This is a genomic window from Candidatus Magnetominusculus dajiuhuensis (assembly GCF_046044395.1).
GTDB classification, from domain to species: domain Bacteria; phylum Nitrospirota; class Thermodesulfovibrionia; order Thermodesulfovibrionales; family Magnetobacteriaceae; genus Magnetominusculus; species Magnetominusculus dajiuhuensis.
On the sequence record NZ_JBJUSG010000072.1, the window covers coordinates 1 to 18,251 of the forward strand.

General features: G+C 48.1%; 14 protein-coding genes. 3 read left to right on the forward strand and 11 right to left on the reverse strand.

Annotation, left to right across the window (positions count from 1 at the left end):
- The first annotated feature begins 213 nt into the window (after positions 1-213).
- Complete coding sequence (locus AB7D94_RS10655; RefSeq protein ID WP_420265842.1) at positions 214-510, forward strand: nucleotidyltransferase family protein; 297 nt, start codon at positions 214-216, stop codon at positions 508-510.
- The gene (locus tag AB7D94_RS10660) at positions 507-872 is read left to right on the forward strand and encodes a HepT-like ribonuclease domain-containing protein (protein WP_420265844.1); all 366 of its coding nucleotides are present in this window, start codon (positions 507-509) and stop codon (positions 870-872) included. The genes AB7D94_RS10655 and AB7D94_RS10660 overlap by 4 nt, the downstream gene beginning before the upstream one ends.
- Here AB7D94_RS10660 and AB7D94_RS10665 read toward each other — a convergent pair.
- From AB7D94_RS10665 to AB7D94_RS10695, 7 genes are all read right to left on the reverse strand, one after another.
- Complete coding sequence (locus AB7D94_RS10665; RefSeq protein ID WP_420265846.1) at positions 869-4,045, reverse strand: efflux RND transporter permease subunit; 3,177 nt, start codon at positions 4,043-4,045, stop codon at positions 869-871. The genes AB7D94_RS10660 and AB7D94_RS10665 overlap by 4 nt on opposite strands.
- 7 nt (positions 4,046-4,052) lie before the next feature.
- Entirely contained in the window at positions 4,053-5,186 is a 1,134-nt protein-coding gene (locus tag AB7D94_RS10670; RefSeq protein ID WP_420265847.1) for an efflux RND transporter periplasmic adaptor subunit, read from the reverse strand.
- Positions 5,183-6,451, reverse strand: coding sequence for a TolC family protein (locus tag AB7D94_RS10675; RefSeq protein ID WP_420265859.1), 1,269 nt, complete (start codon positions 6,449-6,451; stop codon positions 5,183-5,185). Before AB7D94_RS10675 ends, AB7D94_RS10670 begins: the two co-directional genes overlap by 4 nt.
- A complete protein-coding gene (locus AB7D94_RS10680; protein WP_420265848.1) occupies positions 6,441-6,836 on the reverse strand; it encodes a FixH family protein in 396 nt (131 codons plus the stop codon). Before AB7D94_RS10680 ends, AB7D94_RS10675 begins: the two co-directional genes overlap by 11 nt.
- Positions 6,837-7,014: 178 nt before the next feature.
- A complete protein-coding gene (locus AB7D94_RS10685) occupies positions 7,015-7,257 on the reverse strand; it encodes a hypothetical protein (RefSeq protein ID WP_420265849.1) in 243 nt (80 codons plus the stop codon).
- Between the two features lie 95 nt (positions 7,258-7,352).
- Complete coding sequence (locus tag AB7D94_RS10690) at positions 7,353-8,711, reverse strand: HAMP domain-containing sensor histidine kinase (protein ID WP_420265850.1); 1,359 nt, start codon at positions 8,709-8,711, stop codon at positions 7,353-7,355.
- Entirely contained in the window at positions 8,708-9,424 is a 717-nt protein-coding gene (locus tag AB7D94_RS10695) for a response regulator transcription factor (protein WP_420265851.1), read from the reverse strand. Before AB7D94_RS10695 ends, AB7D94_RS10690 begins: the two co-directional genes overlap by 4 nt.
- Positions 9,425-9,704: 280 nt before the next feature.
- Here AB7D94_RS10695 and AB7D94_RS10700 point away from each other — a divergent pair, with 280 nt between their 5' ends.
- Positions 9,705-11,813 carry a COR domain-containing protein gene (locus AB7D94_RS10700; RefSeq protein WP_420265852.1) on the forward strand — a complete coding sequence of 703 codons (2,109 nt, stop codon included), beginning with the start codon at positions 9,705-9,707 and terminating at the stop codon, positions 11,811-11,813.
- Positions 11,814-12,090: 277 nt separating this feature from the next.
- Here AB7D94_RS10700 and AB7D94_RS10705 read toward each other — a convergent pair whose 3' ends face one another.
- From AB7D94_RS10705 to AB7D94_RS10720, 4 genes are read right to left on the reverse strand one after another with little or no spacing between them, the layout of a single operon-like run.
- Entirely contained in the window at positions 12,091-13,314 is a 1,224-nt protein-coding gene (locus AB7D94_RS10705; protein ID WP_420265853.1) for a (Fe-S)-binding protein, read from the reverse strand.
- Positions 13,311-14,150, reverse strand: a complete 840-nt coding sequence (gene larE, locus AB7D94_RS10710; protein WP_420265855.1) for an ATP-dependent sacrificial sulfur transferase LarE — start codon at positions 14,148-14,150, stop codon at positions 13,311-13,313. Before larE ends, AB7D94_RS10705 begins: the two co-directional genes overlap by 4 nt.
- A 4-nt stretch (positions 14,151-14,154) precedes the next feature.
- Complete coding sequence (locus AB7D94_RS10715) at positions 14,155-15,654, reverse strand: Rne/Rng family ribonuclease (RefSeq protein ID WP_420265856.1); 1,500 nt, start codon at positions 15,652-15,654, stop codon at positions 14,155-14,157.
- Positions 15,644-18,121: a TIGR03936 family radical SAM-associated protein gene (locus AB7D94_RS10720; RefSeq protein ID WP_420265858.1), complete on the reverse strand. Its 2,478-nt coding sequence runs from the start codon at positions 18,119-18,121 to the stop codon at positions 15,644-15,646. The genes AB7D94_RS10715 and AB7D94_RS10720 overlap by 11 nt, the downstream gene beginning before the upstream one ends.
- Positions 18,122-18,251: the final 130 nt, after the last annotated feature.

An 18,251-nucleotide genomic window follows, 5' to 3' on the forward strand; every position in this document is an offset into this window, starting at 1 on the left:
ATAGGACATTTCTATTTTGGTAAGAATAGGACATTTCTACTTTGGTACGACAATCCTGGGGGAGGCATTGACTAAATCACTGTGATACGATAAGATAGTGGCCATGGCACATGGTAGTAAAGCAGATATCACTGAAGACATGGCGTACTGCCGCTCAAAACCGAGTGCAGCGGCTTTGATTATAGGTATATTCTTAAAGAAGGAACATCGGCCATGAAAAAATCGCTTGATGAGATAAAAGACATTCTAAACAGGCACAGTGGGGAATTAAGGGAAAAATACAAGATTACGCAACTCGGGATATTTGGCTCTTACGTGCGTGGAGAGCAGCGGATAAGTAGCGATGTGGACATTCTTGTTGAAATAGGAGAGCCTGTGGGTCTCCTGAGATTTGTGCACATAGAAAATATGATGTCCAAACTCTTGCAGACAAAGGTTGACCTCGTATCGAAAGGGGGCATCAGACCTGAGCTGAAAGAGAGAATAATCAACGAGGTGGTTTATATTTGAGTCGTGATATATCGCTGTTTGCAAAGGATATATTGGAGGCGATAGAAAAGGCTGAAGGATTCCTCAGCGGCATGAGTTATGAGAGCTACGTTGCGGATGAGCGCACGATTTATGCCGTTATAAAGTGCATTGAAATCATTGGCGAAGCGGTAAAACATATTCCGACATCAGTAAGAAATAAATTCAGGGGCATCCCATGGAGGGATATGTCAGGAATGAGGGACAAGGTAGTTCATCTGTACTTTGGTGTCAAACTGGACATGGTCTGGCTTACAGTGAAAGAGGAATTACCGCAACTTAAGACCGACATTAAACAGTTAATCGAATACTTGATTAAGGAAGACGATTCATCTGTGCCCTAGATCCTGAACCTCCTGCCCTTCCAGATGATATATATTGCAGGATAGATAATTAACTCAAGCACTGTGGAGGTTACAACACCACCGACCATCGGAGCGGCTATTCTTTTCATCACGTCTGAACCCGCCCCCGTGGAAAACATCACAGGGATTAACCCCGCCAATATCACGCTTACCGTCATTATCTTAGGCCTGATTCGCTTGACCGCGCCGTGCATAATCGAATCCTTCAGGTCACCGTATGAATTTAATTTTCCCTCTTGTTTCCACTTTTCGTAGGACAGCTCAAGATATAACAGCATGACCACACCCGTCTCGGCGTCCAGCCCCGCAAGGGCTATCATCCCCACCCACACCGCTATGCTCATGTTGTAATTTAAGAGGTAAAGGAACCAGAACGACCCGACCAGCGAAAACGGCACGGCCAGCAGCACTATTGCCGTTTTTACCGCCGATTTGGTGTTGATATATACCAGAACGAAGATCAGAAACGCTGTAAGCGGGATTACCAGCTTGAGCCGCTTATGGGTCTCCACTATGTATTCATACTCACCACTCCACTTAAGGCGATAGCCCGATGGGATTTTTACCGCACCGGCAACCCTCTTCTTGGCCTCCTCTACGTAACTTCCCACATCCCTGCCAGAGAAATCTATATAGACGTATGCCGTTAACAGCCCCTCTTCGCTTTTTATTGCTGTGGGTCCCTGGGTGACTTTTATGTCGGCTATCTCGCCCATCGGCACCTGAGCAATTTGGGCAATTGAGGACATTGACGACGAGGATGATGAGCTTGCCACCCTTGAACTGCCCGGCATCATCGGCACAAGCACCCGCTTTAAATCGTCTATATTACCCCTTAAATCCCTTAAATATCTCACGTTTACCGGAAATCGCTGTCTGCCCTCCACCGTCGTTGTCAGGTTCATCCCTCCAACGGCTGACTGAATAACCTCCTGAACATCGTCAACCGTCAGGCCGTAGCGGGCGGCCTCGCGGCGCTTGACCTCAAAATCAAGGAAATATCCCGTCATCACGCGCTCCGCATAGGCGCTCCGCGTGCCGGGGATTGTCTTTACGGCGTTTTCTATTTCAAGCCCTATGCGTTCAATCTCCTCCAGTTTCGGGCCTAGTATTTTAATCCCGACGGGTGTCCTTATCCCCGTTGACAGCATATCTATGCGCGCCTTTATGGGCATGGTGAATGAGTTGGCAACGCCAGGGATCGTCAACGCATCGTTCATCTCGTTCTTTAAGTCCTCTACGGTCAGCCCCTTTCGCCACTGCGCCTCCGGTTTTAGATTAACAATTGTCTCAAACATCTCTATCGGGGCCGGGTCGGTTGCCGTCTCCGCCCTACCAGCCTTGCCAAACACCTGCGTCACTTCGGGGATTGTCTTTAGTATTGAGTCCTGCATCTGCAACAATTTAGCGGCCTCTGATATTGACGCCCCCGGCACCGTCACGGGCATATAAAACAGCGTCCCCTCATAAAGCGGCGGCATGAACTCAGTCCCAATCTTCTTGTATGGATACACAGTCAGGCCCATTATAGCAATTGCCAATATTATGACAATCCACTTAAAACGCAGAGAAAGCCTCGCCACCGGCTCATACAGATAGTGCAGTGCTATGCTTACAGGGTTTTTCTCCTCCGGCCTTATCTTACCTCTGATAAACAGCGTCATCAGCACCGGCGTTATCGTCACGGCAAGGAAAGACGAAAACAGCATGGCAAATGTCTTCGTATAGGCAAGCGGCTTAAACAGCCTCCCCGCCTGTTCCTGCAACGTGAACACGGGCAGAAATCCCACCATAATTACCAACAGAGAAAAGAACAGCGACGGGCCTACCTCCTGTGCGGCCTCGATTACCACGTCAACTCTATTGCCCGGCCTGCCGTTGTGTTCCCACTGCTCAAGTTTCTTGTGCGCCTGTTCCACCATGATTATTGAGGCGTCAACCATTGCCCCAATGGCTATGGCAATACCGCTCAGGCTCATGATATTTGACGTAACGCCCAGATAGTACATACATATAAACGACATTATTATGGCTATCGGCAGTGTTAATATCACTACTAACGCACTCGGCAGGTGAAATAAAAACACCACGCACACCACGCTCACAGCGATGGAGAGTTTGATTATCTCGTCTTTTAGCGTGTCTATTGCCTTGCCAATCAGGTCAGACCTGTCGTATGTGGTTACGATTTTAACCCCTTTGGGAAGGCTTGGCTCTATGTCGTTTTTTATCTTTTCTTTAACCCTGTCAATAACGTCGAGGACGTTTTCGCCAAATCGCACCACAACGATACCACCGGCCACCTCGCCCCTTCCATCAAGGTCAACAAGTCCACGCCTTATCTCCGGCCCGAGGGCAACGTGCGCGATGTCCTTTATATAAATGGGTGTGCCGCCGCCGTTTGTCCCAACGGGGATGTCTTCAATGTCCGCAACTGTCTTGATATAACCCCTGCCCCTTACCATGTACTCAGTGCCGGAGAACTCAAGTACACGTCCCTCTACGTCACGATTGCTTTTTTTGACCGCCTCAATTACCTTCGTTATGGGTATGCCATATGACACGAGGCGATTAGGGTCTATGTTTATCTGATACTGTTTTACAAAGCCGCCGACGCTTGCCACCTCAGACACGCCGGGGACACTCTCTAACGCAAGTTTAAGGGTGTAATCCTGTAGCGTCCTGGTCTCTGATAAATCATGCCCGCCGGTCTCATCTACGACGGCGTATTCAAACCCCCAGCCAAGGCCTGTGGCATCAGGGCCTAAGGTTGGGTTGACGTCTGCCGGAATCTTATCTTTCACACCCTGCAGGTACTCAAGCACACGGCTCCTTGCCCAATATATATCTGTCCCTTCGTCAAATATAACGTAGATAAAGGATGTGCCGAAAAACGAAAACCCCCTGACCGTCTTTACCTTAGGGGCGGCAAGCAGGGTTGAGGTAATCGGGTATGTTATCTGGTCTTCAATTAAATCAGGTGAGCGCCCCTCCCATTTGGTATAGATTATTACCTGTGTGTCGCTGAGGTCAGGGATGGCGTCAAGCGGGGTCTTCTTTAACGCCCACAACCCCCACAGAAACAAAAATCCGACAAGGAGGACGACGATAAACTTGCTACGCGCACTTGCTGCTATAAGTTTCGCTATCATACCGTGTTTATTTCTGCGGTGCCGGGTTGATACCCTTGAGTTTGGCCTCAGAGTCTATGAGAAACGAGGCTGCCGCCACCACCTTTTCCTTGTCTTTTAAGCCCCGTGTAACTTCCACCATATCGCCCGTGGTCAGGCCAACGCTTACAACTCTTGGCTCAAAAAACCCCTCTTCGGCCTCCACATATACAACCTGTGTCTTTCCAGTATCAATTATCGCGTCGCGCGGGACGACGAGTTTATTTCCCATATTTACTATCAGCTCAACGTTTGTAAACATCTGTGGCAGCAGCCGGCCATTTTGATTTGGCACACTAAATCGAACCTTTACCGTCCTTGTATCAGCCGCTATGCCCGGGTAGATATAGTCAATCTTCGCAGTTAATTTCATATCTGGATAGTAACTAAGTGTGATGGTGGCGGTCTGCCCTAATTTAATCATCGGCAGTTCATTTTCATATATATCGGCGATGACCCATAGTGTTGACAAATCGGCGACGTCAAAGAGTTTCTCACCAGCGGCAACGCGCTGCCCTGCGACGGCCTTTTTCTCTGTCACATAGCCGCTTACGGGGCTATAGAGCGTGAGGGTTCTGGTGGGTTTGCCTGTGGATTCAATGGCTTTTATCTCCTTGTCGGTGATGTCCCAGCGCTTCAGACGTGTCCTTGCGGCCTCGACAATTGACATGGCGTCTTTTGAAAGCGCGGCGTTGAGTGTGCCGCTCATATCATCAGGAGAGTTAGTAACCTCTGGCGCTTTGGCGTCATTATACCGCTTCGCCCATTTTATTAAATTCAAATATTCCTGCTGGGTTGCCATAAGCTCCGGGCTATATATCTCTGCTATCGCCTCTCCCTTTTTTACATATCTTCCGGTGTAATCCACATAGAGGCGTTCTATCCAGCCGTCAATTTTGGTGTTGACAGTGGCCTGGCGTTTTTCGTCAAGCGTAACTGTCCCGACGGTTCTTATGGTCTTAATCATGGGTTTCGTCTCTACGGCCACCGTTTTAAGGCCAATTTGCCGCTGCTTTTCAACAGGGATTTCCACGGTCTTGGGCTGCTCAGCAAAGAGCGCGCCCATACTAAGCATGTATAATATTACAATAAATGCCGCTGTATAACATTTTCTCGTCATCATTCACCACCTTTAGCGCTTGGGGCGGTCAGAGCCTCAAGACGCGCCGCGGCCTTTTCTCTTGCGGCATATTGGCTCCAGTACTGAAGTTCATAGTCAAGGAGGGATTTTAATCTGGTCACCACGGTAAGGGCATCCACCTTGCCGTTTATATAACCTGAGACGGCAAGCTCATAGTCCTGCCATGTCCGGGGTATCAGTGCGTCCTTGTATAGGCCCATCAGTTTTTCGGACGCCTGAATCATCGTATAGTTTTCACGAACCGCGGCGGCGCGCATCGCCTTGGCGTTATCAAGCTCATGTGCGGCCTCAGAGGCCATAGAGGCGGCCTCACTAACGGCCATGTTTTGCTTTTTACCGTAGAAGATGGGGATTGGGAATGAGGCCGTCAGGCTCCACATGTCCTTAAAATCCCCGCTCCTTTTATAATACCCCGCGCTGAGGGATACGTCTGGATACACATCCTTTTTGGCCGAGGCAGTCTTAATTCTCGCCTCTGCAAGCAGCTCCTCTTTTGCCCTTATGGCAGGGGAGGCATCGTATGCCCGCCGGATAGTTCCATCAAGCGTCATAGTGAATGGGGTTTTCGGGCGAACAGTTGGTCTGCCAAGCGGGGAGTTCACATCGCGCCCAAGGGTCGTGTTCAGCTCGCCCGACATGGATTCAATCTTTTGCCTTTCCATCTCTTCTTTTTCCATGAGCATATATTTTTCCTGCTGAGCCATAAGGGCGTCCCCCTGCTGGCCCATGCCGGAGGAGTAACGGGCAAGGGCGGCGTCGGTAAACGCCTCAAACAGGGCAGCGCGCTCTTCGATTATCTCAATCGTCTTATACGAAAGGAGGAGGTCGAAGTACAGCTCCTTCACACGGGCGACGGTCTTCAGGGCAACATCTTCGCGCACGGACTTCAGGGAATCGGTCTCTTTGGCGGCGGCCTGCTCTCTGAGGGCGAGTTTGCCGGGGAAGAGGAATGTCTGCGAAAGGCCAAGCATCCACTGAGAACCCTGTTCCTCGCCTAAAGTATATCGTTGAAAACCCTCATTCTGATAACCAATAGAGACGATGGGATCGGGGGGAGCCGCGGCTTGTGGGATTCTAAACCCCGACGTTTCAACCTTTGAGTCGGCGGCGATGATTTCGTGATTTCCGGTAAGCGCCTCCGCAATTAACTTGTCGAGGTTCAGGTCCTCAGCGGCGGCGTTTTTAAGTCCAACGGCAGCGACGAAAATCAGCCCGATAAGCAAAATATAAGCGGCTTTATTTAGCATCAATAGTGAATTTTGCCGACACGGTCTTTTTCTCATGTGTAATCTTAACGTCAATATTCCACGAGCCGGCCATTGACAGGTTTAAAATGGCGTTATATACCTCGCCGGTTTGTTTGATGTCAGCCGAGTAGTTCATAGCGGGCATCCCCGGCATAGCGGGCATGGAGTAGTCCAGCTTAATCTTAGCGTCGGTAACGAGTCTACCCATAGAGTCGGTTATTTCGATTGCGGCGGCATTGTCGCCAACAATGGGGCTTGACTTGTCAAATTTAATCTGAACGGTATATTCCCCCGCCTTCTTCACCATCTTCAGTTCCTTGGCGTAAACCGCCGTAACCGTTAACGCCATCACAACTACTAATAACAGAAATACCCTTTTTCTCATTGTCTTGCCTCCTGAAAATAATTTAGTACGCTAACACTGCACATAAACAGAATACCCTATCCTATTAATTATTTCAATCTTTATTATTAGTCAATTACCCTTGTAATCAACCCATTAATGAAGGCACTTTGACCTGCACCAATGGGTTGACAGCATACTTAATAAAACGCTTAAGATATTACCAACTCATATTGCCCATGCCGTTACCACCCATGCCATTGCCATTCATTCCATTGCCACCCATACTGTTGTTGTCCATGCCATTGCCACTGTTGCCCATACCGCTGCCGTTCATACCGTTTCCATTCATGCCGCGGCCTACAATACTACTACCCATACCGCCGCCCATAAAGGCGTAACCATCAACCACCACCAGTAGCACTAGCATTGATACTACAAGTAAAACTCCCATCTTCTTCATTGACTTACCTCCTGATTTTGTTTTGTTATGACTATCTACCTTCATTATACCGTTAAATTGTGAAGGAATTATGAAGTTTCAAGCAAATTTCAGAATTAACTACCGCGGTGTCCTGAGGCGGCGGGGAACTTTACCGTAAAAGTGCTTCCCTTGCCCAATCCGCTTTTGACCGTTATCGTGCCGTTGAGCGCGGCGGTTAACTCGTTTACGATGGAAAGCCCTATTCCCATACCCGACGCGGCTCCTCGTTTGTATAATCTGCCAAATATCAACTGCTGCTCCTCTGCCGCGATGCCGCAGCCGGTGTCTTTTACTGCAATACTGAATCCCCCGTTGTCCTGCGCGCCAGATACGATGACCCCGCCAGATGTTGTGAACTTAACCGCGTTTGATATGAGATTTATTAGTATAGTGGAAAGTTTCTCCCTGTCGGTTGCCACATCCAGCGCGTCTGATACTTCGATGGTGATAAATAAACCCTTTTGGGTGGCGGGCGCGATAAATTGCTCAGTCAGCGAAGTGATAAACTCACGCATATCTACGACCTCATAGTTGCATTTCTTAAGCGTGTCCTCTTCGGCCTTTACGAGGTCTTCTATGCCTTTTACAAGCCCTGTGAGCCTGTCAATGCCCTGATTGACATTAAGGAGCGCCTCTGCGGGGCTGCTGACAACTCCATCTATGACGGCCTCGACGTTTGCCTTCATTATAGTCAGCGGGGTTCTGAGTTCGTGGGTAATATTGGCCATCATGTGCTTTCTTAATAAATCTTCGCGTTCTAAGGCGGCGGCCATTTGATTAAACGATGAGGCAAGCGCGCCGACCTCGTCGTTTGAGCCTATTTCGCACCGGGCATTTAAATCGCCCCGGGCAATCTTATCTGAGGCATCTTTGAGGCGTCTAATTGGATTTATCAGAAGCCGCGTAAATAAGAAGGCCAGCAGCACCGCACCGCCACCGGCAACGCCAAGCGATACGACCGTAAAATACATGCCGTGCCTTTTAAACAACTCCTCCTTTATGGCGACATACCCCTGGGCAGGGCGTATCTTTACCGTGCCGAAATTGACGCCGCCTGCGGTAAGCGGATATAACAGGTACTGCCCTGTGGCCTTGTTATGCTCCAGCATATCCATCATTCGGTGTTTCATCGCATGTGGAAGCATCTCATAGACCTTCGATGAGTCCATGACGACACCTCCGGCCGCGTCAAGCACCTCGATGTCAAACCCCAGCATAGTTGCCCAGTGTACCGCCTCAAACATGACACTATCGTCCCATGTGCCGCCATTATAGCTTTCCTCAAGGGATGCCACGACCCAGTAGATATTTTGTCTTTGCATCGTCCCGACATAGTCTGTGAAATCAGCAAACATAAGCCACTTAAAGATATAGCCGGAGATGAGCGCCGTAATAATTACAGCGGCAAAGGCAAGAAAAATCTTATTTCTCACTCTTTTCTCTCATCTGGGTCGCCGGTAAAGACATAACCCACGCCGTACACAGTCCTGATGAGTTCGGGGCTGCCGCCGTCTTTTTCGACCTCACGGTGTTGCATCTTACGACGCAGGTTTTTAATGTGGGCGTCAACTGTCCTGTCACTGCCGTTGAAATCATAACCCTGCACAATGGAAATCAACTGTTCTCGGCTTAACGGCCTTTGGGCGTTATTGACGAAGGCCATGAGGAGTTTCAATTCCGTAGGCGTAAGCACAAGCGGTTTTTGTTCCAAAACTGCCTCGTGTTTTTGGGTATCTATCAGCAGTCGTCCCTCGTTAAAACTTAATATATGTGATGTGTTATTGAGTGACTTGCGAAGCCGCGCTTTGACGCGGGCAACGAGTTCCTTAGGGCTGAATGGTTTAACGATATAGTCGTCGGCACCGGCGGTAAAACCGGCGAGTTTATCATGTTCACGATTTTTTGAGGTCAGCATGATAACGGGCACATCGGAGCCGCCTCTGATAATCCTGCAAATATCCTCGCCATCCATATCGGGAAGCATGAGGTCAAGAATGACAAGGTCGGGGCAGTCCAACAATTTTCTCAATCCCTCGTCACCGGTCTGAGCGGTATCTACAATAAAACCTTCTCTCTCTAAATATGCGATGATGACATCGGCAATCTTCTTCTCGTCCTCAATTATCAAAATCCTTGGGGTATTCACCGCGATAAAGTCCTCGTTTAAGCCTGTTCAGCCTCTGCGTTTTGAGATTCAGCCTCTCAATGGAGCCGTACTGATATTCTATCATTAGCGGCGGGGGAATAACCACCGCAAGGCCGCCGTGTTCTGGTGATTTTTCTGTTGCTGGGTTAATGATACCGTTAAACTATGAAGAACTTATCAAGGCCGACATAAAAATATCCCCTCAATGAGCAGGACTGAATAAGAGAAGTGCTGGATACGTATTGATATTTACCGGATTATTTTGATACTATGTAACTGTATGACTGAAAAAGAAATATCAGAAAAAATAGAAGCGGCAAAAACAAGGGGGGGGCTGGATTTATCACGTGCTGGACTGGAGGAATTGCCAACAGCGATAGGAGACCTCAAAAATCTTACATCGCTTCTTGTGTGGGGGAATAAACTAAAGGAATTGCCAGCTTTTATTGGTGACCTTAAAAATCTTACATCGCTTTCTGTGGCAAATAATAAACTAAAGGAATTGCCAGCTTTTATTGGTGACCTCAAAAATCTTACATCGCTTTCTGTGGCAAATAATCAACTAAAGGAATTGCCGACTTTTATTGGTGACCTTAAAAATCTTACATCGCTTTCTGTGTCAGGTAATCAACTAAAGGAATTGCCGACTTTTATTGCAAATATTGAAAAGCTAAACGATTTGTATATCAATGATAATCCCTTAGAATTTCCACCACCTGAGATATTGAAACAAGGGACGTTTGCAATAAAGGAATATTTGAAGGGATTTTCAGATGGCAAAGGGCGTAAGCTATATGAGGCTAAGCTGCTTGTTGTTGGTGAAGGAGGGGTTGGCAAGACCTCTCTTTGTAAACGGTTGATTGACGATAAATTTGACGATAAAGAATCAACCACCGAAGGAATCGCTATTGAGGATTGGAGATTACGCGCAATCGATACAGAGCAGACTGAGATCAAATTGAACGTATGGGACTTTGGTGGTCAGGAGATTTATCACTCTACGCATCAGTTTTTTCTGACTAAACGCTCTGTATATTTGCTCGTATGGGATGCAAGGCAAGAGGACAAATACGGTCAACTTGACTACTGGCTCTACACCATAGAGGCACTCGGAGAGGACAGCCCCGTAATTTTGATATTAAATAAGTGCGACGAAAGAGTTAAGGATATTAATCTTCTGGACTTAAAGGAACAGTTTCCTAATATCAGGGAATTTTATCGTGTAAGCTGTAAAGACCCACAAAAGGGAAAAAATCCGTTTGATCAATTGACAGATGAGATAACAGAAACCGCATGGACACTACCATTAATGGGTACGCATTGGATTCAATCATGGCTCGACGTTCGCAATCATCTCGAATCTTTAGCCAAGGAAAAAAATCAGATAGAATATAGCGAATATTTAACAATATGCAAAGATAAAGGCATCGAAAAAAAGGCCGCCAATGTTTTGAGCGGATATCTTCATGATTTAGGGGTAATACTACATTTTCAAAATGACCAGCTATTAAAACATACAATAATCCTTAACCCCGAATGGGGAACGAAAGCGGTTTATAAGGTACTCGATACTGAAAAGATAAGTGACCAAATGGGAATTGTCTATGAATGCGACTACGACGATATATGGACGGAATCAGAAGGCTATCCCCAACCAATACATAAAACACTTGTGCGGTTGATGGCCAATTTCGATTTGGCCTTTCAAATGAAAGACACAGGCAACTATGTAGTTGCCGAATTGCTACCATTTAACCCGCCGCCTTTCGAGTGGGATGATGATAAGCCGCTGCCCTTTGGGTGGGATTATAATGATAACCTAATATTCCAATACCAATACAACTTCATGCCAGCAGGGGTAATGCCGCGTTTTATTGTAAGAATCCATGAATATATTGAACGAGATGCTGACGATAATAAATATATGTGCTGGAAACTTGGTGTCTTTCTGAAATGGAATAACACGAGGGCCTTCATAAAGGCATTCCCGACAGATAAACGAATTGAAGTGCGGGTTACTGGAAAAAGAAAAGATGAACTGCTGACAATCATTCGAATGGAGTTTGAATCAATAAACAAGCGTTTCAAGAAATTAGTGATAACTGAAAATATCCCCTGCGCATGTTCGGAAGGCTGCGAGTATTTGTTTGAATATGAATATTTAAAGGAAATGAAAGATCAACGAAAGTCCACTGTCTCCTGTCACAAAACAGCAATAGATGTCCCCATTTCTACTTTACTCGAAGGGGTAAAGCCAACCGAAGCAGAGCTGGAAAGAGACGTAGAGCGTAAATTTAGGGGCGGCTTTTTAACAGAGGTAAGAGATGTGGCGGTTGACGTAACGTCAAAAACTTTCGCCGAAGTTATTAAATCATTTTTGGGGATGTAATCACATATGTGGGTAGCTTATACTAGTTGCAACCATAAGAGTAACAATTATCCTGTTAAAAAGATCATCCTGAGCCTGTCGAAGGATTGCCGATTTGTGGGAAATGCGAAATAACGGAGCATCCTTCGACAAGCTCAGGATGATTCAATTGTTCTTACTTCTTTGAACGCATTTTGTAATTATACGACAGCGATGTTGTACGACGCTGTTGTTGTACAACGTTGATAAGTGCCGGTGTCAGGCGTAGCTATTCAAAAATATTTACTCCAGTAAAATCTTACGCCTGCGGGGTTATGGCCTCTTCTATGATTTCTATCAGATGGTAGATGGGCTTGTCCTGGATGGCCTTGCTCAACTGGAATATGCAGTTGGGGCATGTGGTTATGACTGCCTCGGCGTTCGTTTTGTCCAGCTCTTTTACCGTTTCGCCGAGTATCTGGTTTGACATGTCGCTAAAGAACACGCTGAATGCACCGCCAAAACCGCAGCATGACTGCCTGTTCGGCTCAAGCAACTCTATATCAAAGGGGTCTGCTGTGTCGTGCTGTTGCCGACGCAGCGTGTTTATCAGTTCTCTGGTTTGGCTGCCATTTTTTAGTTCGTTACGCTGATGGCATGGTTCATGGAATACCGCCCTTAGATTAACCGTCTTGCGCCTCGGGCCGCCGCTGCTGTCAATTGAGTCCATATCTATCTTGCCGCGCAGGAAATCTGATATGTCATAGACATTTTCAAGCCCGTTACCTATTAACGCGGGATAGTGCTTTTTCAGAGATACCACACACGTAGGGCAGAGGGATATAATGGCGTCAACTTTGAGCTTGCTGAAAGTCTCATAGTTCCTCTCGGCATAAGTAATGGCCGTTGCCTCCATGCCTAATGACCGAAACGGCACGCCGCAACAGACCTCCGATGTCGGGAAAACCACTTCATAACGCAACGCATTAAAAACCCTCGCAGCCGAGAACATCAGCTCCGGATAGATATGTTTTATCGTACAGCCACTAAATATCGCCACACGCCCTATCTTGTTTTTGGCCATGAATATGCCAGTCTTTTTGAATTGATTCTCTGTGAATTGGACATTCGCCGGCATTAGTTTTCTTTTGGCAAGCCTGTTATTAATCAATTTCTGGAATGGTTTGATCATATTTATGGTTAAATCAGTGTTCTTAAAGGCTATTTTACTCAAAAAACCAGTAATTGCCATCGTCGTGTCATGGTCTCTTATTATGGTTCTGGCGTGGTAGAAAACCTCCATCAAATCTATGTTCAGCGGGCAGTGGTTTGCACATGAACCGCAGAGCAGGCAGCTTCTGAGCCGCTCGTTAAATTTCTTTGTCGGCTTGACCTTGCCCTCAACAAGGGCGTGTAAGAGTTTGACGCGCCCGCGGGCGGTCTCCGTCTCCTCCCTGCGCGACAAAAACGTGGGGCACTGCGTCTTACAGCCGCCACATTTTACGCACAGGCGAATGAGGTTAATAAAATCCTTCTCGTTCATACCCGTTGGGCGGTGGGCACTCCGTCAGCACTTAAAAGCACCCTGTTAAGGCTCCCCGCCCGATAGCCCTCCATGTCAAGGGTTATGTATAGAAAGCCAATATCCCTAAGCCTTCGTACAATGGCCTCTTTTATCTCCGGCCTGACCGCCTTTTCTATGTCCGCGTCTAAGAACTCAATACGCGCCATATCGCCGTGTTTTCTCACCCGCATTGTCCCAAAGCCAAGTTCTTTTAAGGCAATCTCCGCCTGTTCAACCATTTGCAGGGCACTCACGGTTATCTGCTCCCCATACGGGATCCTTGAGCTTAGGCATGGGGACGATGCCCTGTCCCATGTCTTTAGTCCTTTTTGTCTGGATAATTCGCGAATCTCATCTTTCGTTAACCCAACTTCGGCAAGCGGACTTTTCACGCCGTAGAGGGCCTTTGCCCTCAGACCGGGACGATAGTCGCCGAGGTCATCAACATTGCTTCCATCTATTACATGGGGCAGGCTTTTGGCCTCAGCGATGGCCTTCAATTTCTTAAACAGTTCGCTCTTGCAGTAAAAACACCGGTCAGGGGGATTGTCAGAGTAGCGCTCGTCTTCAAGCTCGCCGGTGCGGACTACTTCATGGGCGACAGAAATGGATTTTGCCATATCAAGGGCGGTATCTAAATCGGACGAGGGTGTGGAAGGCGATACGCCCGTCACCGCCAGGACGGCAACACCACAGTCCCTCACCGCCATCAGCAAAAATGTGCTATCTACGCCGCCGGAGTACGCAACCACCACGCCCTCTAAACCCCTTAAATACGACAGCAGCGCCTCGTACTTTCCATCAAGCGTCTGCATCTTGCTAAATAACCGTTATTTCGACCTTCTCGCGATGGAATCTTGAGTCGGCCTTCACTATAATGACAATATCATAGGTCACCTCGAACTCCTCAAGGCCGGCACGCTGTTCGTCCGACAGATAGTCGGCAACTATGGGGTTGGCCGAGATGATTACCTTAGCGCCCTTGTGAATAGGGATCTTTTTCAATCTCCTGAATATCTCATAGCTTATCGTCTTTGGAGATTTAACAAACCCCTTGCCGTCGCACATCGGGCAGCTTTCACACAGCGTCCTGCCGAGGCTTTCCCTTATACGCTTCCTCGTCATCTGGATAAGGCCAATCTCTGAGACATTGAATATGGTGTTTTTGGCCCGGTCTTTTCTCATCGTCTCAACAAAGGCCGCATAGAGCTTGTCTCTGTTTTCAGGGAGTTCCATGTCTATGAAATCTATGATTATTATGCCGCCGAGGTTGCGAAGCCTTATCTGGTAGGCAATCTCTTTGACTGCCTCAAGGTTTGTCTTTAAAATCGTGTCTTCGAGGTCTTTTTTCCCGACATACTTGCCCGTGTTTACGTCTATGACGGTCATCGCCTCTGTCTGGTCTATTACTATGTAGCCGCCTGATTTAAGCCATACCTTTCTGTCCAGCCCCTTGTATATGTCTATTTCTATGCCGAATGCCTCGAATATCGGTTCACGCCTGTCATATAACTCGATTTTTTTCAGCAATTTCGGGAAGAAATTATTTACGAAGTCCAGGATGTTCTCGTACTCATCCCTGTTGTCTATGACAAGGCGCTCAACGTCATCGTTAAGCAAATCACGTACGCTGCGGAATGTCAGGTCAAGGTCACTATAAAGCAGCGATGGGGCTGAGACCTTTTCCTTTTTCTTTTGAATATTATCCCATATGAGAAGCAGAAACTCTGTGTCCTTTCTGAGTTCATCAATGTCGGAGTTCTCACTGGCAGTCCTGACGATAAGGCCGTAGCCCTTGGGTCTTATCTCGTCAATGATGGCCCTCAGGCGCTGCCGCTCCTCGACGTTTACTATGCGCCTTGAGATGCCGACATGCTCTATTGTGGGCATGAGGACGAGGTACCTGCCGGGTATGGTTATGTAGGATGTGCCCCTTGCGCCCTTTGTCCCAATGGGGTCTTTGGAGACCTGAACGAGGACTTCCTGCCCCTCCTGAATCAGTTCGCTTATTGTGAGGTCACTTCTTGCCCGTCTGCCGGGCAGCTCCAGAGGCACATCGGTATCCTCAAGGAACTCTGAAAAATCATCAACCTCAGTCTTAATGTCGGCAACATAGAGAAACGCCGCCTTCTCAAGCCCAATATCCACGAAGGCCGACTGCATACCGGGCAGTATTTTTACCACCTTACCCTTAAAAATGTTTCCAACAAGGCTAGCCTCTTTCTTTCTCTCCACGTAGAACTCGACAAGCTGCCCACCCTCAAGCACCCCTACGCGAACTTCGTCAAATGTCGTATTTATTATTATCTCATTCGCCAATTTCCACCGCCTCAGCCATGGCGTTGTCAGCGCTGTCGCCCGCCGCCCCACATGGCATTAACCATTGCCCGCCGTTTTCGCCGCCGTTTCTGACCCACCCATAGAGGGCCAACCTTTTTATATCCGCGTCAACCGCGTTTAACCCCGTCAGGGCCTCCGCTATCTCCGAAATCTTTACCTTCTTTTCATGCGTGTCTCTCACTAATATCACAAGTCTCCCGTTAATTATATCAAATTTTACCATCATTGGTGTCAACCATTGCAATTGCTCTGAATTTAATTTATCTTTGAGCCTCGAAATCGTCTCTGATTCGGGCAAATCGAACTCGTACTTATAGGCCGTTACGAATTTCCCCAGGGCCGGTGTGTCTTTGGGAATAAAAGACATTGCCTTTATCTCAAATGGAATCTCGCGCGATATGGCCTCCCTGAATTTTACAATATCAAAGGGCGGCGTAACCTCCATGTCAAAATACTCCCGTAGTCCCTCAACCCCTACGCCAAGCGCCGGAGAAAACGACACCCCCGGCATGGGATGAAACCCCTTTGAGTACACAAGCGGCACCCCCGCCCGCCTAAGCCCCTTCAACACCGCCCCCATCATCTCCAGATGAGACAGGTATCGAAGATGCCCTGCCTTTGAAAACGCCACGCGCACCCTTACGGGATTGAAAACAGTATCCCTGAACTGTGCCACCTTGTTTGAGCCTGAGGCCACAGTGGTCTGGCACAAAAACTCGGCTGCCCCACACTTAAGACCGCAGGCCGTGCAGCCCGCCCGGCAGTCATTGGTCTTTTCAAGGGCCAGCGCCCTTTTATATTCCTTTTTCAGATAGTCAACAGAGACACCCGTGTCTATTTTGTTCCATTGAAACTCATGGGTCTCATCATAGGCACGCGCGGCACCAGCGGCAATATCAACGCCGGTCTTTTCCATCGCCTCCAGCCAATGCTCATATTTAAACACATCACCCCACGCGTCAAGACGCGCACCCGCCCTCCACGCGGCTTCAACCACATCGGCCACATCTGTCCCACCTCTGGCTATAAAACCCTCCAGTATGCTCATCTGCTCGTTGTGCCCCTTAAAGTTCAAGCCCTTTTTGGAGATTGCCTTTATGAGAAATCGTTTCTTTTCAATTATCTCATCAAGCGGTATCTGCCCAAACCACTGAAATGGAGTGTGTGCCTTGGGGACAAACGTCGAGACGCCGATGTTAATATTAACGTGCCGTGATGTGAATTTTTTTGCCATCTTCAGAGATTTAAGCGCCATCACCGGTATGGCCTCAATGTCCTCGCCAGTCTCAGTAGGCAGCCCTATCATAAAGTATAATTTAAGATTAAGCCATCCCTGGCTGAAAATCAAGTGCAGCGTACGCTCATAATCTTCCTCGTTGAAATCCTTGTTGATGACACTGCGCAGACGGGCGGAGGCGGCCTCAGGCGCTATGGTAAACCCGGACTTCTTTACCGTTTTTATCTCCTTTAAGACGGCCTCGGTTATGGAATTTACCCTCATAGAGGGCAGCGAAAATGACACATTACGGCTTTCAAATTTACGGTTGCACATTTTGAGCAGCTCAGGCAGCCTTGAATAATCCCCCGCATTGAGCGATGTGAAGGATATCTCGCCGTAACCGGTGTTTTTAAGGGCGGCCTCAGCAATTTCTATAATTGTGGAAGGCTCGCGCTCTCTGGTCGGCCTGTAAATCATCCCCGCCTGGCAAAACCGGCACCCGCATGAACAGCCACGCGATATTTCTATGTTTATCCTATCGTGGACGACCTCCATGTACGGGACAACAGGGGCTGTTGGGTACGGGGAGGTGTTCAAATCAGCCAGATAGAGACGCCTTACCGTCTCAGTGCAATACGCGGGGACGAATACGCCGTCAAGCGCCGCCAATTCTTTTAATAAACCTGCGCGCCTGCCATCACCATCACGCTTGTGCCGTTGAACGGCGTCCATTATCTCTTTAATCACCTCTTCGCCATCACCGATGACAAAGGCGTCAAAAAACGGGAGCACGGGAAATGGGTTTAGGGCACACGGGCCGCCGGCAATCACAATCGCACCGCCGTTCAAACGCTCCTCCGCCCTTATGGGAATCCCTCCCATCTCAAGCATATTTAAGACCGTAGGATAAGACAGCTCATACTGAAGGCTAAACCCCACGACATCAAACTCACGAAGCGGCGTACCGCTTTCAACAGAACAAAGGGGCAGCCCCTCTGTTTTCAGATACTCTTCCATGTCTATCCAGGGGGAGAACGCCCTCTCGGCGGCACAGCCCGGCATGTCGTTGATTATCTTATAAAGGATCTTAAGCCCAAGATGTGACATCCCGATGTCGTAAACATCCGGGAAACACAAGACGGCCTTGACGGGTGAGCCATATTTTCTAACCATATTGACTTCACGGCCAATATACCTGCTCGGTTTTCTAAAAAGAGATAAGTTCACGAGTTGGCAGTATAACAGTTATAACCGCGTTTGGGCAAGTAGTTAAAAAGGCCTGGGCTCAGGTAGAGAGTTTCATGGATTCCTGCCTTCCAGACTGTGTCACAATAGTAAAGCAGCCCCCCCCCCCCCC